21 protein-coding genes, 5 pseudogenes and 1 other annotated feature are annotated in these 20076 nt (G+C 67.8%); of the genes and pseudogenes, 14 read left to right on the plus strand and 12 right to left on the minus strand.

What is annotated here, in order from left to right:
- Positions 1–512: 512 nt before the first annotated feature.
- Positions 513–1286 (plus strand): annotated as a pseudogene (locus OHA19_RS02720) (IS30 family transposase); the annotation flags it as partial.
- Here the strand turns inward: OHA19_RS02720 and OHA19_RS02725 are convergent.
- From OHA19_RS02725 to OHA19_RS02740, 4 genes and pseudogenes are all read right to left on the minus strand, one after another.
- On the minus strand, positions 1234–1659 hold the full coding sequence (locus OHA19_RS02725; RefSeq protein ID WP_405753201.1) for a transposase: 426 nt from the start codon (positions 1657–1659) through the stop codon (positions 1234–1236). The pseudogene OHA19_RS02720 and the gene OHA19_RS02725 sit on opposite strands and share 53 nt — an antisense overlap.
- Positions 1614–1913, minus strand: a pseudogene (locus OHA19_RS02730) (IS3 family transposase); the annotation flags it as partial. The gene OHA19_RS02725 and the pseudogene OHA19_RS02730, both read right to left, overlap by 46 nt.
- Positions 1821–1949, minus strand: a sequence feature (AL1L pseudoknot). It overlaps the preceding pseudogene by 93 nt.
- 10 nt (positions 1950–1959) lie before the next feature.
- The gene (locus OHA19_RS02735; protein WP_405720325.1) at positions 1960–2226 is read right to left on the minus strand and encodes a transposase; all 267 of its coding nucleotides are present in this window, start codon (positions 2224–2226) and stop codon (positions 1960–1962) included.
- Between the two features lie 269 nt (positions 2227–2495).
- Positions 2496–2987: a carboxymuconolactone decarboxylase family protein gene (locus OHA19_RS02740; RefSeq protein WP_405722101.1), complete on the minus strand. Its 492-nt coding sequence runs from the start codon at positions 2985–2987 to the stop codon at positions 2496–2498.
- Between the two features lie 134 nt (positions 2988–3121).
- Between OHA19_RS02740 and OHA19_RS02745 the strand changes: the two genes are divergently transcribed.
- The 3 genes from OHA19_RS02745 to OHA19_RS02755 all read left to right on the plus strand — a co-directional run bounded on the left by OHA19_RS02745 (position 3122) and on the right by OHA19_RS02755 (position 5723).
- On the plus strand, positions 3122–4111 hold the full coding sequence (locus tag OHA19_RS02745) for a pirin family protein (RefSeq protein WP_405749273.1): 990 nt from the start codon (positions 3122–3124) through the stop codon (positions 4109–4111).
- Positions 4112–4149: 38 nt separating this feature from the next.
- Positions 4150–4491: a GNAT family N-acetyltransferase gene (locus OHA19_RS02750; protein ID WP_405749275.1), complete on the plus strand. Its 342-nt coding sequence runs from the start codon at positions 4150–4152 to the stop codon at positions 4489–4491.
- A 566-nt stretch (positions 4492–5057) separates the two neighbouring features.
- The gene (locus tag OHA19_RS02755) at positions 5058–5723 is read left to right on the plus strand and encodes a nitroreductase (protein WP_405720319.1); all 666 of its coding nucleotides are present in this window, start codon (positions 5058–5060) and stop codon (positions 5721–5723) included.
- 247 nt (positions 5724–5970) lie between these two features.
- Here OHA19_RS02755 and OHA19_RS02760 read toward each other — a convergent pair whose 3' ends face one another.
- The 4 genes from OHA19_RS02760 to OHA19_RS02775 all read right to left on the minus strand — a co-directional run bounded on the left by OHA19_RS02760 (position 5971) and on the right by OHA19_RS02775 (position 8640).
- Positions 5971–6177, minus strand: a complete 207-nt coding sequence (locus OHA19_RS02760; protein WP_405720317.1) for a hypothetical protein — start codon at positions 6175–6177, stop codon at positions 5971–5973.
- A 479-nt stretch (positions 6178–6656) separates the two neighbouring features.
- Positions 6657–7223: a YciI family protein gene (locus tag OHA19_RS02765; protein WP_405749278.1), complete on the minus strand. Its 567-nt coding sequence runs from the start codon at positions 7221–7223 to the stop codon at positions 6657–6659.
- A gap of 537 nt (positions 7224–7760) precedes the next feature.
- On the minus strand, positions 7761–8447 hold the full coding sequence (locus tag OHA19_RS02770) for a hypothetical protein (protein WP_405749280.1): 687 nt from the start codon (positions 8445–8447) through the stop codon (positions 7761–7763).
- The gene (locus tag OHA19_RS02775; RefSeq protein WP_405720311.1) at positions 8356–8640 is read right to left on the minus strand and encodes an epoxide hydrolase N-terminal domain-containing protein; all 285 of its coding nucleotides are present in this window, start codon (positions 8638–8640) and stop codon (positions 8356–8358) included. The genes OHA19_RS02770 and OHA19_RS02775 overlap by 92 nt, the downstream gene beginning before the upstream one ends.
- Positions 8641–8840: 200 nt before the next feature.
- Here OHA19_RS02775 and OHA19_RS02780 point away from each other — a divergent pair, with 200 nt between their 5' ends.
- A complete protein-coding gene (locus OHA19_RS02780) occupies positions 8841–9737 on the plus strand; it encodes a hypothetical protein (RefSeq protein WP_405720309.1) in 897 nt (298 codons plus the stop codon).
- A gap of 90 nt (positions 9738–9827) precedes the next feature.
- On the opposite strand, the pseudogene OHA19_RS02785 reads toward OHA19_RS02780, so the two are convergent.
- Positions 9828–10031, minus strand: a pseudogene (locus OHA19_RS02785) (IS5/IS1182 family transposase); the annotation flags it as partial.
- Between the two features lie 71 nt (positions 10032–10102).
- On the opposite strand from OHA19_RS02785, the gene OHA19_RS02790 reads away from it, so the two are divergent.
- Entirely contained in the window at positions 10103–11062 is a 960-nt protein-coding gene (locus tag OHA19_RS02790; RefSeq protein ID WP_405749283.1) for an SDR family oxidoreductase, read from the plus strand.
- A 589-nt stretch (positions 11063–11651) separates the two neighbouring features.
- Positions 11652–12455 (plus strand): alpha/beta fold hydrolase, encoded by an 804-nt coding sequence (locus OHA19_RS02795; RefSeq protein ID WP_405749285.1) that lies wholly within the window; start codon positions 11652–11654, stop codon positions 12453–12455.
- A 255-nt stretch (positions 12456–12710) separates the two neighbouring features.
- Here OHA19_RS02795 and OHA19_RS02800 read toward each other — a convergent pair whose 3' ends face one another.
- Entirely contained in the window at positions 12711–13313 is a 603-nt protein-coding gene (locus OHA19_RS02800) for a GNAT family N-acetyltransferase (protein ID WP_405720305.1), read from the minus strand.
- A pseudogene (locus tag OHA19_RS02805) lies at positions 13310–13658 on the minus strand (hypothetical protein); the annotation flags it as partial. The gene OHA19_RS02800 and the pseudogene OHA19_RS02805, both read right to left, overlap by 4 nt.
- 491 nt (positions 13659–14149) lie before the next feature.
- Between OHA19_RS02805 and OHA19_RS02810 the strand changes: the two are divergent.
- From OHA19_RS02810 to OHA19_RS02820, 3 genes and pseudogenes are all read left to right on the plus strand, one after another.
- Positions 14150–14951: pseudogene (locus OHA19_RS02810) on the plus strand (IS110 family transposase); the annotation flags it as partial.
- A gap of 202 nt (positions 14952–15153) precedes the next feature.
- The gene (locus tag OHA19_RS02815) at positions 15154–15822 is read left to right on the plus strand and encodes a GDSL-type esterase/lipase family protein (protein WP_405720303.1); all 669 of its coding nucleotides are present in this window, start codon (positions 15154–15156) and stop codon (positions 15820–15822) included.
- 83 nt (positions 15823–15905) lie between these two features.
- Complete coding sequence (locus OHA19_RS02820; protein ID WP_405720301.1) at positions 15906–16412, plus strand: SMI1/KNR4 family protein; 507 nt, start codon at positions 15906–15908, stop codon at positions 16410–16412.
- An 83-nt stretch (positions 16413–16495) separates the two neighbouring features.
- Here OHA19_RS02820 and OHA19_RS02825 read toward each other — a convergent pair whose 3' ends face one another.
- The gene (locus OHA19_RS02825) at positions 16496–16765 is read right to left on the minus strand and encodes a hypothetical protein (protein WP_405720299.1); all 270 of its coding nucleotides are present in this window, start codon (positions 16763–16765) and stop codon (positions 16496–16498) included.
- Positions 16766–17052: 287 nt separating this feature from the next.
- Here OHA19_RS02825 and OHA19_RS02830 point away from each other — a divergent pair, with 287 nt between their 5' ends.
- The 4 genes from OHA19_RS02830 to OHA19_RS02845 all read left to right on the plus strand — a co-directional run bounded on the left by OHA19_RS02830 (position 17053) and on the right by OHA19_RS02845 (position 19831).
- A complete protein-coding gene (locus OHA19_RS02830) occupies positions 17053–17310 on the plus strand; it encodes a hypothetical protein (protein ID WP_405749288.1) in 258 nt (85 codons plus the stop codon).
- A 614-nt stretch (positions 17311–17924) separates the two neighbouring features.
- Positions 17925–18116 carry an RICIN domain-containing protein gene (locus OHA19_RS02835; protein WP_405753203.1) on the plus strand — a complete coding sequence of 64 codons (192 nt, stop codon included), beginning with the start codon at positions 17925–17927 and terminating at the stop codon, positions 18114–18116.
- 255 nt (positions 18117–18371) lie between these two features.
- A complete protein-coding gene (locus tag OHA19_RS02840; RefSeq protein ID WP_405720297.1) occupies positions 18372–19112 on the plus strand; it encodes a hypothetical protein in 741 nt (246 codons plus the stop codon).
- Positions 19113–19258: 146 nt separating this feature from the next.
- Entirely contained in the window at positions 19259–19831 is a 573-nt protein-coding gene (locus tag OHA19_RS02845) for a GNAT family N-acetyltransferase (RefSeq protein WP_405749290.1), read from the plus strand.
- Positions 19832–20076: the final 245 nt, after the last annotated feature.

The following is a 20076-nucleotide window of genomic DNA, read 5'->3' on the forward strand; positions in this document are numbered from 1 at the left end:
GACCTGTACTGGCACATCCTGCCGCCCCCTGGATGAGGCCAGCGCACTCGTAGCGCCTTGTGCCGAGTTTCCCGGCCCGGATTGCAGGCCAGTACAGGGCGCGCACTGCACCCTCCTCTACACCATCAGGCTGGCACGCACCGACGTCATTTCCGGACGCACTCCTCCGGGACGCCGGGAGCTACGCACGGAAGTGCGGTCCTTCATCCTCACTTCTGACCGGCCAGCCGTCGGCAGCTTCGCCGTGGAGAGCGTGGAGAGCAGTGAGTGGCCTCTGTCCCCCGTTCGCGGAGGTCGTGGAGCACCTCACCCAGGCCATGACGCGCAGTTGGGCCGTCCTCACGAGCGCACGGAGCCGATACTCCACAGGGCTCACTCTTCCCGACCCTCCGTGCGAGGACCGCGTTGCCGCCGCGGCCGAATGCATCTACGGCCACGGCCTGAAGGCTGTCCCGCAGGTGCTCCTCGTCTCCAGCGGGAGACGGCCCACGGCGGTCAGCAGAAGATGAGCTCGACTTGAGGACGGGGCCCCCGATGATGAGTCCATGCGCATCTCGCACGAGGCGATCTACCAGGCGCTTTACATCCAAGGACGTGGAGCCCTCAAGCGTGAGCTGGTCGGCTGTCTGCGTACCGGGCGTGCGCTGCGGGTTCCCCGCGTCCGAGCCCGACGGCGGGCGAACGGGCACGTCACCCCCGAGGTGATGATCAGCCAACGACCGGCCGAGGCCGAGGACCGGGCAGTCCCGGGACACTGGGAAGGCGACCTCATCATCGGCACCGGCAAGTCCGCGATCGGCACTCTGGTCGAGCGCACGACCCGGTTTACCATGCTGCTGCACCTGCCCCGGATGGAAGGCTTTGGCACCGGGCCGAGGGTGAAGAACGGGCCGGCGCTGGCCGGTCTGGGTGCCGAGGCCGTCAGGGACGCGATCGCCTCCACGATCACCACGCTGCCCGAGCAGCTGCGTCGCTCGTTGACCTGGGACCGCGGCAAAGAACTGGCACAGCATGCCCGGCTCCGCGTCGACACCGGCCTCGAAATCTACTTCGCGGACCCGCACAGCCCGTGGCAACGCGGCACGAACGAGAATACGAATGGGTTGCTGCGGCAGTACTTTCCGAAGGGCACGGACTTGTCCCGATGGCAGACAGACGACCTCGCAGCCGTTGCACTCGCCCTCAACAGCCGCCCCCGCAAAACCCTCGGATGGAAGACACCCGCTGAAGCCCTCAACGAACACCTACTCTTGACTCAAGAAGCCGGTGTTGCGACAACCGATTGAGTCCGGGCTGCACGCCGCGATCGGAGTGATGGACCAGACCGGCCAGATCGCCGCCCGCGTGACGACGTCTCCAGATAGCCATCTCCAAGGCGTCCAGGGCGAGTTCGGTGTAGAGGGATGTGGCGACCTGCCAGCCGGCGACCATGCGGGAGAAGACGTCGATGACGAAGGCGGCATAGACCCAGCCGGAGAACGTCTTGATGTAGGTGATGTCCGCGACCCAGAGCTGGTTCGGGGCGGTGTGGCGGTGAACTGCCGCTCGACCAGGTCGGCGGGCCGGTCGGTCTCGGGAGCGGGGCGGGTGGTGCGCGGGCTCTTGGCCCGGATCACCCCGCGCAGCCCGGCCCGGCGCATGAGGCGTTCGACCGTGCAGCGGGCCACCGTGAAGTTCTCGCGGACCAGGGCGGCATGGACTTTCCGGGCCCCGTAGACACCGTAGTTGTCGGTGTGGATGCGGCGTATCTCCTCGGTGAGTTCTTCGTCGCGCCGGCTGCGGGCCGACGGCAGGCGGTGGTGGGCGGCGTAGTAGGTGCTCGGCGCGATCGGCGCGTCCGTCTCGGCGAGGACGTCGCAGATCGGCTGGACGCCGAACAGATCCTTGTGCTGGTCGATGTAGGCGACCTTCATCGCAGTGGACGGTCCAGCTCCGCGGCGAAGAAAGCCGAGGCGGACTTCAATATCGCGTTCGCCCGCCGCAGTTCTTCACCTCCCGCTCCAGCTCGGCGATCCGGGCGGCCTCGGCGCTGGTGGTCCCGGGCACGATGCCCTCGTCGGTCTCGGCCCGCTTGACCCACCCCCGCAGAGCCTCGGGATGCACGTCCAACTGGTCGGCGATGCGCCTGATCGCACCGGCCCGGCCGGCCGGGTCCTTGCGGGCCTCGACCGCCAGACGCGTCGCGCGTTCACGCAGTTCGTCGGGGTACTTACGGGGAGCAGCCACGAACGGCATCCTTCCGGGTCTTCGATATCTCCATCAAACCCGGGGCGATTCAAAGACCCTCCTCAGGCGGTAGCGGTTGCCGCCACCCCCATGACCGGCGAAACGATGCCGTGCCGACAAGCTCACACAACGGTCTACCGAGCCTATGCCGCTTCCCCACGGTCGTTCCGTCGTCGCCGATGGGAGCAGTACCGGCAACCGCGACATGACTGTCCGATGAATGCGTTCCATCGCGTCATGACCCCGGACGCCGCCCTGCCGCGAGGGTGTCAGCGTCCCGGGACAGCCGTTCCGGGTGCCCGGCGTACGGGATGCTTGCTCAGGATGGAGACCCGGTTGAAGGCGTTGATCGTGATCGCCACCCATATCACCGCGGAGATCTCGTCGTCACCGAACACCGCACGGGCGGCACCGTAGGCAGCCTCCTGCGCGGCGGCGTCCGCGGGATCGGTGGTCGCTTCCGCCAGGGCGAGCGCCGCGCGTTCTCTGGGCGTGAACACCTCCGTGTCCCGCCAGGCCGCGAGCACTCCGAGCCGCTGGGTGGACTCGCCCGCACGGAGCGCCGCCCTCGTGTGCACGTCGAGGCAGTAGGCGCAGCCGTTGAGCTGTGAGACGCGGAGGTTGACCAGTTCCACCAGGACACGGTCCAGGCCTGCGTCGGCGGCGGTCGCGCGGACCGCCTCGGAGGTCTGGACCAGGGCGTGGTACGCCTTGGGGGACTGCTTGTCGACGAAGACCCGTCGATCCTCCGGTGCCGTCATCGCGTCGCTCACTCCGGTCTCCTTCCGGCCACGCCGGTCCGCCTGCTCTTGTCGTACGCTTCGGGCGGTGGTGCCCTAAGATCAAACCATGATAGTTGAATATCCAACAAGCATGGTTCAGGGGGCGCTGGGAAATGAGCAACGCTGAGACGGACCCGACCGAGGTGCGCTGCGCGGCCTCGGTGGACGACGGGCACGGCACAGAAACACCGCGGGTCGAGGTGCTGAACGCACGCGACGTCCCGTTGGGCGGACCGCGGGCGATGACGGTGCGGCGCACTCTGCCGCAGCGGAGCCGCACGCTGATCGGCGCCTGGTGTTTCGCCGACCACTACGGCCCCGACAACGTCGCCGAGACGGGCGGCATGGATGTTGCGCCCCACCCCCACACCGGACTGCAGACCGTCTCCTGGCTCTTCAGCGGTGAGATCGAGCACCGCGACAGCATGGGCAGCCACGCCTTCGTGCGCCCCGGCGAGCTCAACCTCATGACGGGTGGGCACGGAATCAGCCACACGGAGGTCTCGACCCCGCGGACCACGATCCTGCACGGCGCCCAGCTGTGGGTGGCCCTGCCCGAGGAGCACCGGCATACGGGGCGCGATTTCCAGCATTACGTCCCCGATCCCGTCCGCCTGGCAGGGGGCGAGGCCCGGGTCTTCCTCGGAACACTCGCCGGCACTGAGTCACCCGTGCGGACGTTCACCCCGCTGCTCGGTGCCGAAATCCTCATCGACCCGCACGCGACAGTCACCCTCACCGTGGACACCGGCTTCGAGCACGGTGTCCTCGTCGATCAGGGCAGCATCCGCCTGGGTGAAACACCGTTGCTCCGAGCGGAGTTGGGATACGTAGGCCCCGGCGCCCACACCTTGACGCTCACCAATACCTCCGAAGACACGGCACGGCTGCTACTGCTGGGCGGCACACCGTTCGAGGAGGAGATCGTCATGTGGTGGAACTTCATCGGCCGCAGCCACGAGGACATCGTCCGGGCCCGCGAGGACTGGGAGAGAACTTCCGAGCGCTTCGGTGCCGTCGATGGGTACCCCGGTGACCGCCTCCCCGCCCCCACTCTGCCGAACGCCACCATCCAGCCGCGCGGGAACCCGCCACGCCACTGATCCCCCGCCCCCACCCCGTCTCAAGGACTGGAAACACCATGACGACACAGAACGCCTCCGCTCCCGTCGTGGAGCGAATCGACGCGAGGCACCGGTACGTGATCCAGGTGGACGGCGCGACCGCCGGTTTCACCGTCTACCGCGACCGGGACGGACAGCGGGTCTTCTACCACACTGAGATCGACGACGCGTTCGCCGGCCAGGGTCTGGCCTCGATTCTCGTGACGGAGGCCCTCAACGACGTGCGCGAGAGCGGCATGCGCATCGTTCCGGTCTGCCCCTACGTAGCCAAGTACCTCAAGAAGCATGACGAGTTCGCCGACATCACCGACCCCGTGACCCCCGAGATCCTTCAGTGGCTCGGGGTCAAGAAGCCGTAGCCGGTGACGGGCGGGCGCAGCAGGGCCTCCTCAGGCGGTGATGGGTGAGGAGATCGTCCTCGGCCAAGGGGACCGGACCTGCACACCACTCGTACCGGTGCCGAGCACTTCGTAGCTGCCTGACCTGGCGCACCGACCACAGGTGCCCACTGGTCTCGATCTTCCTCGACCGGTGGCGCCCGCCCTTTTCCCCGGAGCTCATGAAGACCATCGCCGCCACCGGCTGCACCCAACGGGACCGGGTGTGGGCAGGGGCCCCCTCCCGGCCGGCGGGACAGCCCGGTGGTGTCCGCCGGACCGCGCCTCTCGGCACGCCCACCCTTGGGCACTGCCCTGGCGATCACCGGCGGAGCCAGATCATGAGGGCTGCGGCGGTAGCGGCGCCGACGTAGACGTGGGCGTGTTCGGCGTATCCAGTGGCAACCGCACGGGGGTTTCTTCAGCCGGTTGATCACCCGCTCGACGGTGCTGCGCTTCCTGTACCACCCCCCGCACCGCTCCATGGACGGCTCTGACCGTTGAATACGGTTGAGATGGTTTGTCGTTGAGCGAGAGGGCGAGAGAGCGTGGATGTGTACGAAGCCGTGGACAGCCGCCGGGCCGTGCGGGCGTTCAGAGATGAGCCGGTACCCATGGAGACACTCGAACGAGTACTGTCTGCAGCCACCCGAGCTCCGTCGAGCGGCAACCTCCAGCCGTGGCATGTGTACGTCGTAACCGGTGAGCCCTTGGCCGAATTGAAGAGGCGCGCGACGGCCAGGGCACTGGCCGGAGACCCGGGCGATGAGCGGGAGTACCCGATGTACCCGGCCGACCTGACCTCACCGTATGTGGACCGTTTCTCCGCCGCGGCCGCCCAGCGTTACGCAGCTCTGGGCATCGAACGCGACGACCCCGAGAGGCCCAGAAAGATCGCCACCTTGAACGCGGAGGCGTTCGGGGCACCAGTTGTGCTGTTCTGCTACCTCGACCGTGCGATGGGTCCCGGGCAGTGGGGAGACGCAGGGATGTACCTGCAGACGGTCATGCTGTTGCTGCGGGCGGAAGGGCTGCACAGCTGCCCCCAGGTGATGTGGACGATGTATCGCAAGACTGTCGCCCAGACAGTCGGAGCCGATGACGGGCTCGCACTGTTCTGCGGTGTCGCAGTCGGATTCGAGAAGGAGGGCGTGCCACATCTGCGTACTGGACGGGTGGACGTGACAGAAACAGTGAGCTTCATCGGAGGGTGACTGCCAAGGTCTGTCCCGTAATCCCTGGCGGATCGGTGTGCGGCGTCGGACGCGGTGCATCACGCGGAGGGACGCCCGAATACTGGATGTATCCAGGCGTCCCCGACAACTCGGCGAGGAGCAGGGTCTCCCCCGCTCGAACGCAGCCGAGAGCTCGGCGGGTAGTGGCTGTCTTCGCGCACGTCCCGCAACCGAAGGGCTGTGGGCCCCGTCCTCGCACTGGGCGGTCACGCCCGCCGGGTACGCGCTACCAGCCCCGCAGACCTCGGTGGGGTGTGGGGGCGTGCTGTACGACGGGGCGGCAGCGGCGTACGTAGTGGGCGTATGTCAGGACCAGGACGAGCGGTCCCCACAGCAGCCCCGGGGCGACGCAGAGACGGGCCAGTCTCTCCCAGCCGCCACCGCTGAACCCGGCGGTGCCACCCACTCCGAACCAGCTCAGCAGCACCGGCATCCAGAACGCGGCCGTGCCCAGACCACCGAGGGCGGCGGGGATGACCGTGAGTCAGCCTTCGGGACGAGCCGGCTGGTGGTCAGGCGCCGACCAGCGCTCGCTCCGCGAAGCGTATTCCGCGATGTGACGTCGAGCTTGGCGAGCACCTCGCGCAGGTGTCATTCGACCGCGTGGGGCTGACGAACAGCTCGACGCCTGTCGCGGGGTTCGTCCTCCCATCGGTGGCCAGTCGGGCGAGGCTTGCCCTCGAACTGGGTGCGCGACAGCCACGCGACGGTCCGGAACCACCTGCTGTGCCACCTGGTCAGCCACGGCATCTGCTCGACAGGCTTCCGCCGTCCGCACGAGTCGTCCGAACAGGGGAACCTGTGGACCGCAGGCAGCGGACCACCCGCCGTCCCGCGCCGGGGCGCAGACCCGGCCCCAGGGGCTGTACCGCTCGGGTACATCGCGCCGGGATCCACTCTCGCCGCGGCCCCTCAGTTGCGTCCGCCACGCTGCCAGCGCTGGGCCGTGAGAGGCGTGGGTCCACCGGCGAGCCGGTCTGCCAACTCCTGGACCAGGCTCTGCGCCTCGTCCGGAAGCGATCGCACCGCCGCGACCACGCCCGTCGTGCTGTCGTGGTCATCGTCGACCAGGACAGCAACGAAGCTCAGCCGGCCGTCCGGCTCCGCACCCAGCAGCCGCTGCTCGGCGTCGCCCGGGGTGCGGGCATGCGGGGGCCACTGGGCAGTGATGAGCGTGTACGGGGCATCCGCCGCCGGCTCGCGGCGTAGCAGCACCACCGCCGGAACGGCCGTGAAGTCCTGGTAGAGACCAGCCCTCCAGTACGGCTCCTCCGTCGCGAACCGCTCCGCGGCGGCGCGGTCGGCGAAATCGACGATGTGGACGCTTCCCGTGTGCTCCTCACCGTCGTCGGAAAGGGTGGGGCCGCGGAGTATCAACCGGCCGTCGAACCGGTCCATGTAGGACCAGTGCTCCTCGGCGAACTCGAGCAACTGGTCGGCGACCCCCGGCTTGTCTTGCGCATGAACGTAGAACGGCATGCCTAGACGGTACCGGAGCGCTCGGGACAGGTCCTTGCAGCCATCAACGGGTGACCGTGATTCAGCACTTCAGCGAGCCATGTGTCCTCGGAGTTGCTGACGGCCTGCGGCGGTTTCGACGCCGTGTCCACGCTGCCCGCTGTGGGAGGGACGCGGCGCCGCTACCGAGAACGCCGTCGCTCTTCATACAAGAAGCGGGACGTGCGGTGACCGCGAGAGTTCACATTCGCTTCGGGCGGTGTTGCGGCGGCAGCGGCGACGCGTGACCGCAGCTCAGTACGCGGACCGCCAGTTCGTCGTCGGGGGTCTCGACCAGCAGCACAGCGGCGAACCGGGGTGTCGCGGCGAGCGGAGTCCCCTGGGGAGGCCGGCTCAGGCAGGCGGCGCGACAGGTGGTGCGGGCCGGTCAGCCGACGCGCACCGCCCGCCAGGCAGCCGTTCGGCCTGCCGCATGGCCGGACGAGCGCGTAGGGGTGTTCAGGGCCTGCGGCCGCGGAAGGTACGGCGCAGGTCGCTCACCCAGGCGTCGGGGTTCTCTCAGGGGATGAAGTGGCCGCCGTGGTCGTGGGCGTTGACGTTGACGTGGTTGAACCAATCGGCCTGCGGGCTGGTCTTGAACGCCCGGACGCGCTCGTCGGCGGTGTGAATGCCGGGCGGATTCTCGTACGTGACGAAGGTCAGGCCGACCGGAGCCTGCACGACCGGAGTGCGGTCGTGGGCGGGGGCCCAGGGGTAGCGGTTGGCGTTGGCGTTGGCGTTGGCGTTGGCGTAGTAACGCATCGACGTGGCGACTGAGTTGTTCACCCAGTAGATCGTGGCGTGGGTGAGCAGGTCGTCCTTGGTGAAGACGGACTCGATGTCACCGCCGTTTTCGCTCCAGGCGTTCCAACGCTCCAGCAACCACGCGAGCAGTCCGGCGGGTGAGTCGCTCAGCCCGTGGGCCAGGGTTGCACCGTCGAGCATGTGCACGGCGAGGTGGGACGCCGAGCGGTGGTCCAGCTCGATGACGCGGGCGCGGACGTCGGCGGGCTGATCGTCGGTGAGGGGCCGATTCCGGGCGAAGTCCCAGGCGCGGGGGCCGGTGAAGAAGTCGAGCGGCAGCCCGGAGCCGATGTGGACGCCGTACAGCTCGTCAGCGTATTTGTGGCCGAGCTGGCTGGAGACGATCCCGCCGATGTCGCAGCCCCCTGCGGCGTACTTCTCGTATCCCAGGGTCTCGGTCATCAGGGTGTGCCCCCTCCCGCCAGTAGGCGACCAGCTCACGGAGATAACTGTCCGGGACGCCGTAGGACCAGTCCCCATTTCCCTCGTCCAGCGGCGGACGGGTCAATGCGAGACGGGCGCGCAGGTCGTCGAGGACCTCGTCGGGCACATGGATCGGGGTGGGCTCCAGAGGGAAGGCGTGCGGAGCGGTCATGGCATGGTCCCTTACTGAGTGGGCGAGCGGTGTCGTCGGCTTGTTGGGCGGTTGGGCGGCGAGCCGGGCCACTTCGAGAGGTGCGGGCAGCGACGCGGCAAGCACATTTCCACGTCCGCCTCGGGGCGGCGTTGCACAGGTGGCCGCCTGGCCGTCTTCCCATGCGGCAGCCCTGCATCGAAGTCTGGGAGGATTCGGGCATGCTCATCAATCAGGCCTCGACGGCCGACCTCGACGACAACACCCCCTGGGACGCCCTGTACGAGCAGGCCGCCGATGAATGCAATGACCTCGTTTCGGAGGTACGCACCGCGGTCGAGTTCGGCATGAACGACCCCGAGGACTCGGTGGAGATGGCCTGTGCTGCGGCGGAGACCGCTGGGGCCTCGGCACAGGCCCTTTCGAGCCCCTGGTCCCTCTACACCCCGCAGGAGGCCGCCACGGTCGCCTCGGCACTCTTCGTCCAGCTCCAGTACAGCGCCGACGCCCTCCAGGAGCTCTCGCGCGGTGTCGGCCGGATCGTCGAGCGCGGCGAGGCCGAGCTGCCCGCCCTGGCCGGCCCCGGGCAGCCTGCGAACCTGAGCGATGCTCTGGAGACGCTGCGGTCGGTGTCCGGCACGATCCACGGCCTGGTCGCCCGGCACGCCTCCACCACCGTGCGCGCCCTGCACACCTCCCCCGGCTCCGCTCCGGTGCCCGCTGACGCCCACCGGACCGTGGTGGCCGTAGCGTCCCTGCTCGCCGGGCAGCACGATGGGGCAGTGACGCTGAACACCCGTCACGAGGACGGCGATTACGACCCGGAGAGCGACGAAGGGTTCGGGTGTGGCTGTGACGTCACGATCGTCGGTGACGACGAGGCGTACAACTTCCACCGTGGCGACTCGGAATGGTCGATCATCAGGGATTCGGACGGCCGGACTCTGCCCGACGGCTCCACGCTCTACGACACCCACGAGACCCTGAGCACGACCCTGAAGACCGCCCACCCCCAGCAGCTGGCCGACGACATCCTGCGGTTCATCGCGGACGGCCGGGGCGCCCCGCAGAACGTCGGCGGCGAGCTGCGGGCGGCCGTCCCGGCCGATCGGCACTGACCGTTCCCGGGCCTTGTCGGCGAGGAGAGGAGGCCTGCGGCGGCTCCCGGACGATTCGGCGATTCGGTCTGGAAACAAGACGGCGTCCGATGTGGTGAGGCGGGGAACTCGCGTGTGGCAGCACAGTGCCCCGGCGAGGCCGAGGAAGGCCGGGTAGTTGCGGGGTCGGCGTCCGTAGCGGTGGTTGAGTCTGCGGGAGCCGGTCAGCTCGGACATGGCGCGTTCGATGACCCGTCTGCGGCGTCCGAGTCGTTCGCCGGATTCGATTCCTTTGCGGGCGACGCGGACGCCGATTCCGCAGAGCGGGAACACTCCAGGAAGAAAAGACGACATGAGATGTCGCCTTTAACGTGCACCGTGGTGTCATGGACAAGGACAGGAACACCCAACACCCCGGCCAGGACGGCCCGCTCACCGGCCGGATCGCGCTCGTGGCCGGGGCCACCCGCGGCGCCGGCCGCGCCCTCGCCGTCGAACTCGGCCGCGCCGGAGCCACCGTCTACGTCACCGGTCGCACCACCCGCGAGCACACCAGCGAGGTCGGCCGGACCACGGAAACCATCGAGGAGACCGCGGAACTGGTCACAGCGGCCGGCGGTACCGGCATCGCCGTCCCCACCGATCACCTGGACGAGGACCGGGTACGTGCCCTCGTCGACCGGATCGATCGCGAACAGGGACGGCTCGACATCCTGGTCAACGATCTGTGGGGCGGCGAGCACCTGCTCATCGGCTCCGTCTTCGGCAAGAAGAGCTGGGAGACACCACTCGCCGACGGCCTGCGCATCCTGGAACTCGGGGTGCGCTCGCACGTGATCACCGCAGCACTCGCCCTCCCGCTCCTGGTCCGCTCCGATGCGCCCCTGCACGTGGAGGTCACCGACGGCACTGCGGTCTCCAACCGCCGTTACCGCGAGAACCTCTACTACGACCTCGCGAAGAACGCACCGATCCGGATCGCCTTCGGGCTGGGCGAGGAACTGGCGGAGTACGGAGGCACGGCGGTCGCCGTCACGCCGGGCTTCCTGCGTTCGGAACAGATGCTCGCCCACTTCGGCGTGAGCGAGGACAACTGGCGCGACGCCGTCGCCCAGGAACCGGCCTTCGCGATCGCCGAATCGCCGCACTACCTCGCCCGCGCGGTCGCCGCGCTCGCCGCCGACCCGGACCGGGCTGCCCGCTGGAACGGGAAGTCCACCTCCAGCGCCGAGCTCGCCAGGACCTACGACGTACGGGACGTCGACGGCAGCCGGCCGGACTGCTGGGCGTACTTCGAGGACATCACGCACGGCGGGATGAACAAACCGGTCGATGACTACCGCTGATCCTCCGGCGCCGCGCCGTACGATCCTGCGGGGCTCCGCGCGCTCCCGGAAGCGGACACTGAGCGCTTGCCGCGACCAGCCGCCCGAACTCGCTGCGACGTAGTGGTCGGCGCGGGTCCGCCCGAGGCACAGCACGGTCTCGTCGCGGCATTTCCCTCCCGCGCCGAAGGTGTACCAGCAGTGCCGGCGGTATTCGATGCTCCCGGCCCGCCTGCGAACGAGCAGGCAGGGCCTGGTCGCGAGCGGCTTGCTCCGCCGGATCGCAATCCTTCAGACGGTGACCAAGCTGTTCGAGAGAGGGGGTGGACAGGGGTGCTGCGGATGCGGCGCAGGTGGTCACGGTGACGAGTCGGCCTTCGCGACTGTCCGGCTGCGGACGAAGGTCACCAAGGGGCCGGCTGCCGCACGGAAGCCCTGGCGACGGTGTCCGGAGCTCGTCGAGTCCACCCAGACCCTCTGACGCTCTGTGGACGTACCCCACCTCGTCGCTCTGGCGAGGGTCGGAGCCCGCTTCGAACGCGGCCACTCGACCGAAGGCCCGGAGTCTGTTGCGGCATGATCACGGTCAGCCGATCCTCTGGAGACCCACATGTCCTGGTCCGAACGCACAGTGACGCGAGACGGTGTCCGACTTGTCTGCCGAGACTGGGGTGGGCCGGGACAGCCCGTCATGCTGCTGCACGGTCTGGCCGGCCACGCGGGTGAGTGGGATGCAACAGCCCGGCGTCTGAGCCCCAGGTATCGAGTCGTCGCGGTCGACCAACGCGGGCACGGCGCCAGCGAACGCCGCCCACAAGACGTCTCTCGCGCTGCCTATGTCACCGATGTCATCACCGTCATCGATCAGCTGGAGTTGCGACGGCCCGTCCTGGTCGGCCAGTCACTGGGCGGGCACACGGCCATGCTCACCGCCGCCGCACATCCCGAGTGGGCCCGCGCACTCGTGCTCATCGACGCCGGCCCAGGCGGCGCGAACCCGGATGCTCCCGCCGAGGTCGGCCGATGGCTCGACTCGTGGCCGATACCGTTCACCTCTCGCGAGGCCGCCGCCCAGTTCCTCGGCGGCGGCCTGATCGGTGAAGGCTGGGCGGCCGGCCTGGAAGAACGAGACGGTGGCTGGTGGCCACACTTCGATCGGGACGTGATGGTCCGCTCGTTGGCGGAGAACGCCCGGCGTTCCTACCGGGACGAGTGGGAGCAGGTCACGTGCCCGACCCTGGTCGTCCTGGCCCAGGACAGCATCATCCCTCCGCAGGAAGCCGACGACATGCTCCGCCGGCGACCCACCACCGTGGCCGTCAGCATTCCCAGAACCGGCCACGACCTGCACCTGGAACAACCCGGGACTTTGCACAACCTGCTCTCCTATTTCCTCCACGAGTTCGCCGACTGAGGCTGAACTCGTGATGTCGTGACCGGCCTGCCCGATAGTCAGGCCGGTCTGAGCCACGACACGACATCACGAGTGGGCGGCAAACTGGCCCGAGGGCCAATGCCGCCCAGCGGCAGTCAAGGTCTCGTCGTCACTTGGTGAGAACAAAAGTGACGTTGTGTCCGCCGAGCCCGAACGAATTGGCCAGCGCCGTTGCTGACGCGAAAACCGGTGTCCTGGACATCTGGATACTGTCCTGTTAGGTGCTCTGCCGGGTCAGGCGTCCCAGGCGCGAGGACGGTTCAGTTCTTCCCATTCGGGACGGAGCAGTGAGAGCACGGCGAGGTCGTAGCGGCGACCGCGATGGAGACAGGCTGCACGGCTGATCCCTTCCTTGGTGAAGCCGGACTTGGCAAGGACGGCGAGTGCTGGGCTGTTGTCAGTGTGGGTTTCTGCCGCGAGCCGATACATCGGGAGTTCGCCGAATGCGAGATCCACCAGGGCGTCGAGAGCGGCGGTGCCGTGGCCGTGTCCGCGATGCTGAGCAGCGAGCATCAGCTCGACCTGAGCTGTGCCGTCGACAATGTTCTGGCCGCTCAGTGCAACGTGGCCGACCGGGGTGCTGTCGGGCAGGAGGATGAGGAAGTCGTCGCGATCGTCGTCGTCGATGTAGCGCTCGATGCGCTCGCGCACAGCGGTGAGTGAGCGCGGCCAGATGCCCATTTGGTGGGCGGTCACGGGATCGGATCGCCAACCGTGCATGAGCTCGGCGTCATCCGTGTCGAGTGCCGCGAGGCCGACAGACTCGGCCCGCCAGGAAAGTTCCCTTTCAGCCTCTGAGTCATGGTCGTTGCCTGCGGTACTGATGTCCTCGGTCATAGGCGGATGCTAGGGATGACTTCAAGCCTGGGCCACCGGATTTCTCCGCTCAGCGGCTCGACTCCGTGCTCGGTCATCCGCGAATCCGGACAGGAGGCAGTGAGGTGGGGTGCGACCTGATACATGCGCGCGAGCTTGTCGGTTCGCAGGACCAGGCCGCGCCACTGCTCTAGGCGGGCGATGCAGCGCTCAAAGTATTGCGCTCCTTGCATGTCTCGGGACGAAGCCGGGTGGGCGGGCTCCTGCACGGCCTCGCCGCAAGCGGTGGGTGGCCGATCCGGTCGGCGGGCTGTGGGACGACGGCCGGATACCTCGGCGGCGGAGATGCACATCGATAGCGCGGGAAGGGAGTAGGTACGGGGTTTCATCTTTGATCAAGACCCCCGTGCCGACAACGCCCGTGATCAATTCAGCTGTGCGTTTTACTCGCATAGCTGATCAGTAGCTAACGGCTCTGGTTCGGGACGTTGCTCCCGGCCGGACTGTTCGAGTGCTGGACCGTCACGCCTGTCGTATAGCTGGCGTCCGATGCCTCGCCGTAGAGCGGCGGGCTGTCTGGCACGTGGTGGGGTGGTCACATGAGGGGCGGTTGGCGTACATGTGACCATCGCACGGTGGCGCTCGTTGACCTCGTGGTGTGAGCACACCGCACGGTGACCCGTTGAAAGTGCCGGGCCGTCGAGCCCTGGGGAATAGACAGGGGCCCGTGCGGTGCGCTGGCGCCGCGAGAAGTCTTCTGAGATGTCGGCACTCGATGCCTGTGATTAGCGCGACGCGCGGTTCCGCATGTGCTCTCACCAGCACTGACAACGACACATGGGCAGGGGGAATAGAGGGTGATCTACTGCGGGATCGACTGGGCCGAGTCGCACCATGATGTCGCCGTGATCAACGATGCTGGCGAAGCGTCGCATCACGGACGATGCCGAGGGCTACAAGATCCTCTCGGAGCTGCTCGCCGACTACGGCGACGGCCCGGACGATCCGATCCCGGTCTGCATCGAGACCAACCGCGGTCTGCTTGTCGCTCTGCTCAACCAGGGCGGACGCAAGGTCTACGCGATCAACCCCATGGCAGCATCCCGGTACAGAGACCGCCACGGCGTCTCGCGCAAGAAGTCCGACCCCGGCGACGCCCTGATCCTGGCGAACATCCTGCGCACTGACAGGCACGTGCACCGGCCGATCCCAGCCGACACTCCGCAGGCCAGAACGGTGGCGGTCCTGGCGCGCGCCCAGCAAGACGCACAGTGGAACCGGCAGCACATGTCCAATCAGGTCCGCTCCCTGCTGCGCGAGTACTACCCGGCTGCCCTGGACGCCTTCGCCACCTGGACGAACCCACTGACCAGGCCCGAGGCACGCGAGATCCTGCGCATCGCCCCGACCCCGGCCAGGGGCGCCAAGCTGACCATCGCGCAACTGCGCGCCGCCCTGGCGCGCGCCGGCCGCAGCCGAGGCATCGCGGCCGCCGCAGAACGCATCAAAGGCGTGCTGCGGGGTGAGTACGCCCACCAGCCGCCCGAGGTCGAGGACGCCATGGGCGCCCAGCTCCTCGGCCTGCTGCGGCAGCTCGACGCCGCCTGCATCGCGGCCGACGAACTCGCCAGCCAGGCCGAGACGGTGTTCCGCGAACACGGGCCAGGTGGCGCGTAGCCCTGCGTGGCTGCTCCGGGACTTTGACCAGGCGCGATCGGACGGCGGAGCCGTGGTGTCGGTGGCATGTCGGGGCTGTCGGTCCGGTGTCGGTGGCGTCTGGCACCTTTCGAGAGGTCCTGCCGGGTGCCCATCCGGCTGTGGATTTCCGCTTTCTCTCCTCACCCGAATTCAAGGAGCGCATATGACGATCACTGTCCGGCCGGGGAGCACCGTGATGTTCACCGGCGATTCGATCACCGACTGCCAACGGCTGGAGAGCGAAGACGGTCTCGGGTTCGGCTACCCGCTGCGCGTTGCGGGCGAGTGGGGCTTGCGGCACCCGGACCGGCCCGTGAACTGGCTGAACACCGGGATCGGCGGCAACAAAGTGATGGACCTCGAAGCCCGCTGGCAGGCGGACGTGCTCGACGCGAGCCCGGACGTGGTGTCGATCCTCGTCGGGGTCAACGACATGGGCTGGCACACACTGGACCCGAAGGGGTACGTGATCTCCGTAGAGGAGTTCGAAGCGGGTTATGACCGCCTGCTCGCGCCCCTTGCCGAGGCAGGCACAGAGCTGATCCTCATCGAGCCGTTCCTGCTGCCGATCCACGGCGTCGTCGAGGCCGGTGCCGGTGTCGCGCTCATCGGCGAGGAAGAGCGAAAGGAATGGCGCACCGATCTGGACCCGAAGATCCAGGTCGTGCGCAGGCTCGCCCTCAAGTACAACGCGCTTCTGCTCGCCGCCGACGGTATGTTCGCCGAGCTCGCCGCGACGACCGGGCCGGAGTACTGGGCCGAGGACGGCGTACACCCGACACCGGCCGGTCACGCCGCACTCGCGGCGGCCTGGCTGTGCCTGGTCGCGTGACCGAGCCTCGTGATCGCCCACAACACCGGCAATCGCGGGCGGGGAATACGACGGCCCGGAACACCGAGGCGCAGGTACGGAAGATGGCGGCACGGGACCCGGAGTGGGCCCGCTTCGGGGCGCGCACGCATCGGTACGCGTTGGCGCCCCGGTTGCCGGAAACGGAGATCCGGGCATTCGAGGAGTCTCACGGCATTGATCTGCCGGTGGAGTACCGGTCCTTCGTCTCGGAGGTGGGCAATGGCCCGGCCGGGCCCGGCCACGGGCTGATGCCGTTGACCACTCCACGCCGGGAGGCCGGCGAGGAGTGGGCCGCGGACAACGAGTGGGAGGAAGACCGGCTGCAGCGTCGTCTCGCCGGGCCGTTCCCCCTCACCGAACGCCTGCCCGGCCGGATCGGCGTACCGACCGATGCGCTGACCTCGGGCACGCTCATGCTGGCCGATGAGGGCTGCGGCATCTTCATCCGACTGGTCCTGAACGGCCCGCACACGGGCGAAATCTGGCGGATCGACCCAGACTGGGGCGGCTTTGTACCGGTGAGTTCCGGGTTCCGCACCTGGTACATCGATTGGCTGACGGGCCCATGAACGCACATCACATCAGCCGTCCCAACCCGCCCAACCCGCCTGACCCGGCACAAGCGGGATGTCGAGCAAGTGGCTCAGGCCACTCAAGCCTGGATCGTGCGCATCGTGTCTGTTCCCGGACGCAAGGCGAAACGTCGGATTTGGCGAGACACGGTCACGCGCCCCGGGCGCTGCCCGGTCCAGTCGTCGAAAGTGACGACCGCACGGCCGTGGAGGGTGCCGTCGTGCAGTGCCTTGTACGCTTCCTCGACCTCGCTGAAGGGGAAGATGTCGACGTTGTTCTGGATGCGTCCGACGACTTCGGCGGGGTGTTCCCATTCAGGGATGCGGTACGCCTGCGTGGTGCGGCTCATGGCGGTCACCGTCCTTATTCCTTCATTGCTATCTGCATCGATTCGACCGTAGCCCATGTTTCCGTAGGCACTACTCGGTGTTGGGGGGTGAGAAATACGGTGTGGCAGGGACCGCCACCGGAGGTATAGCGCCCTTCCGCGGGACGCTGATGGCTTCGGCCCGAGGGCAAGGGTTCCGCGGCCCCTGGCCTCGGAGTGACCGCCGTCGTCCTGGATTCATATGAGTTGGCACCCGTTGCGCTACCCGCCACACTGATGCGATGGGGAGACAGAGCCAACCAGTTCCTATGACCACTACTGATTCACCGCTGACGGGGCGTGAGATAGCGCTGAGTTGGATCATCTGGGGGGCTCAGGCCGGGAATCTTGCCGACGCATATTCCAACCTTGAGGCGATAGCCGCGAGCCAGGCGGCCGACGCGGTCATTGCGGTGCGGTTCGTAGCAGCCTCAGACACGCACACGAGGGTGGGTTTCTTGTCCGGCGAGTCGATCGAGACCCGGACGGTCTATCAGGGGTACGGCACCGCTGTCCGGTACTCGTGAAGCGCCTTGCGACCTCCACTCGTCCCGTGCGGCTCAGTAGCCGTGGTGGACGATGCCGGTTTTGGTGACGGCGCCGCGCAGGCCGGAGGGGCCGCCTGATCGGACACGTCCGCGCCGCCGCGACGTTCGCTGGCCGGTCCCACCGTGCCGGGTGACCGCCGCCGGTGGCCGCTCCCGCGAAGGCGCCAACGGGCAGAATTTCGCTCGTAGTTCGCCACGCGTGCGGCCAGATCACTCAGGATCACTCGGCGATCGATGCCCCCAAGGTGACGACCGATCCGAAGCGCCGGATGCGGGCGGGCGTGACTACTTCGGCAACGCCGTCCCGGCCGACTGCGTACCCGACCGGGGCGCCCACCAGTCGTCCACGACATGCGTCAAGCCGACAGGACCGGCGGCCGGGATCAACCGGATTTCCGCCGGCACTCAGTCGATCGACGTGCCGGCGCACTCGCCGACCCAGGGCACGCAGCTGGTCGGCTGATTCTGGAACAGCGGTGACAACCAGAAGTGGAACGTCGCGGCCAACACCGATGGCACGTACACCCTGAAGAACGTGCAGAGCGGCCTGTGCCGATGTCGAAGCCAACTCCACGCGGGCGGGTGCCGCCATCATCCAGTGGGCATGCAGCGGCGCCGCGAACCAGCGCTGGACCACGACTCCCGTGACCGGCGGCCGCAAGCTGACGAGCAAGTCCAGCGGACTGCTGCTCACCGCCGCGTCCACCACGAACGGGGCACTGCTCACCCAGCAGTCGGAATCCTCCACCGCAGTCCAGACGTGGGCCTTCACCAAACTGTCCTGAAAGAACGGCGACAAATCGAGCGGGGCCTGGTGCCGCGGCACTCCAGATGCCACCGTGCTGGCCGGGTCCGGTCCGTGAGAGCCGCGGCCAACAACGTCGACACGCTCTGCGGCGCCCTGCTCGCATCCATTCTGGTCGGCCTCCTCGGTATCCACCCCGACGCCGCCGTCCGCTGGGCCGTCTTCGCCAGGACCTCCTGTGCCGACCGACGGAAAAACACAGGACAACTGCCACTGACTCCGAGACCATCAGCCAATGACCACACAACCTCGTCTGCTGGCCCTCCGCATCGTCGTACCACCGCTGGGGAGCCATCAGGGCACCGTGGAATGCCGACCGATCATCAACGGACGGGACATCCTGGCCGAAGTGTTCGACGAAGGCCCAGCAGTTGACCCTCGGTATCTCCTGGGGCCGGATACGCCGCTTCACGCGACGAACATCCCCCGTGAGGTTCGGCTTGCCGAGGCCGAGTGCACAGAAGGATGCTGCGGCGCCGTCTACGTGACCATCAGGCGCGAAGGACAGCACGTGATCTGGAGCGGCTGGCGCAATCCTGACGAAGGTGATGTCGATCTCCCTGAGCTTCGATTCGACGTGGACCAGTACGAGGCGGAGGTCCGCCGGGCTTCGACAGACCACGGCTGGGAGTGGCCGGCCCGAACAGTCGCCCGGCTCTTGGAGGCAAGGCTCCGGGAGCAGGTCGGCCGGCCTGGGACCTGGGAATGCGAACTGGGAGGCGTCTCGGCTTGGCACTGGGAACCTGACCGGATCAACATCTTCCTGTTCCACCCCAGCCGTTCCGCGATCGGGGAAGGCCGTCCCTGGCTTCAGTTCAGAATGACCCTTCCGGTCTCCGGAGACGACCCGGCTGACCAAGTCGAGCGTCTTGAGGCGCGTCTCACTGCTGGGGACCCCCGCGAGGTCGCCGAGGTCTGCGGTGGTTCGAAGGAGTTCGCTGATCAGCTCGGCTACCCCTGGCCGGGCTCCCGATGACTTGCATGAAGCGCGGTCGAGGCGAGGAGGGCCAGATGTGCTGGAGACCTCCGGCATCACGATGGTGGTCAAGGCGCTGCGCCGATGGACGGACCTTGTCGAGGCGATGTCGTGGCTCGACGCGATGAGCCGGAACAATGGATCTCATGAACGCATCCACGCTGTCTGCCGTCGAGATCACCACGGATCGTCTCCGGCTGCGAAAGGCGCACGACACCGACATCGACGGCCTCATCGAGCTCCAAACCGATCCGCAGGTCCGTGCGTGCCTCGGCGGCCCTCGGCCCCGTAGAGTCGTCGAGCAGTACTTCGATGAGAACGGCATCAGTGCCATCGCGAGCAAGCCCGGTACCTACGTCATCGCCGACAAGGAAACCGGCCGGTTCATCGGGACACTCGTACTGGACCGCCGCCCCGCCGACCTTCCCGGACACGTCACCGAGGAAGGTGGGGAGCTGGAGCTGAGCTATCTGCTCCGGCGTGGGAGTTGGGGTGCGGGGCTGGCATTCGAGGCCGCCACGGCCATGTTGAGCGCCGCCGCCTGCGAGCTGCCCGACCAGCCGGTCCTGGTGGTGACTCAGACGGCCAACGAGCGTGCCCTCAAGCTCGCCACCTGTCTCGGCTTCCAGCGCGTGGGCACCTTCAAGGCGCATGACGCGGAGCAAACCCTCGCGGTGGCGGGCCTGTATTCGTTCAAGGTCTGGTCTCCTACTGTCTGACCCAGTTGAACACCTCGGCTCTTTCGCGTGAACACCTCGGCTCTTTCGCGGTGTTGCCCGACGGCACACCGCTACCGGTCAGCTCGTCACCGCGAGCCGTCCCGTCGGCCTCGGTCCCGACAGCACAGTGCGCCACGGACCTGCACTCTCCGGCTACTGCACCACCTACCCAGCTCTCGACCACGAAGGCACCGCGCAGTTATGGCGGGGCGGCGCCGGCGGCCGGCCGGTGCCAGGGGAGGTGT

This window comes from Streptomyces sp. NBC_00012, from assembly GCF_045040875.1.
In the GTDB taxonomy this organism is placed as follows: Bacteria; Actinomycetota; Actinomycetes; order Streptomycetales; family Streptomycetaceae; genus Streptomyces.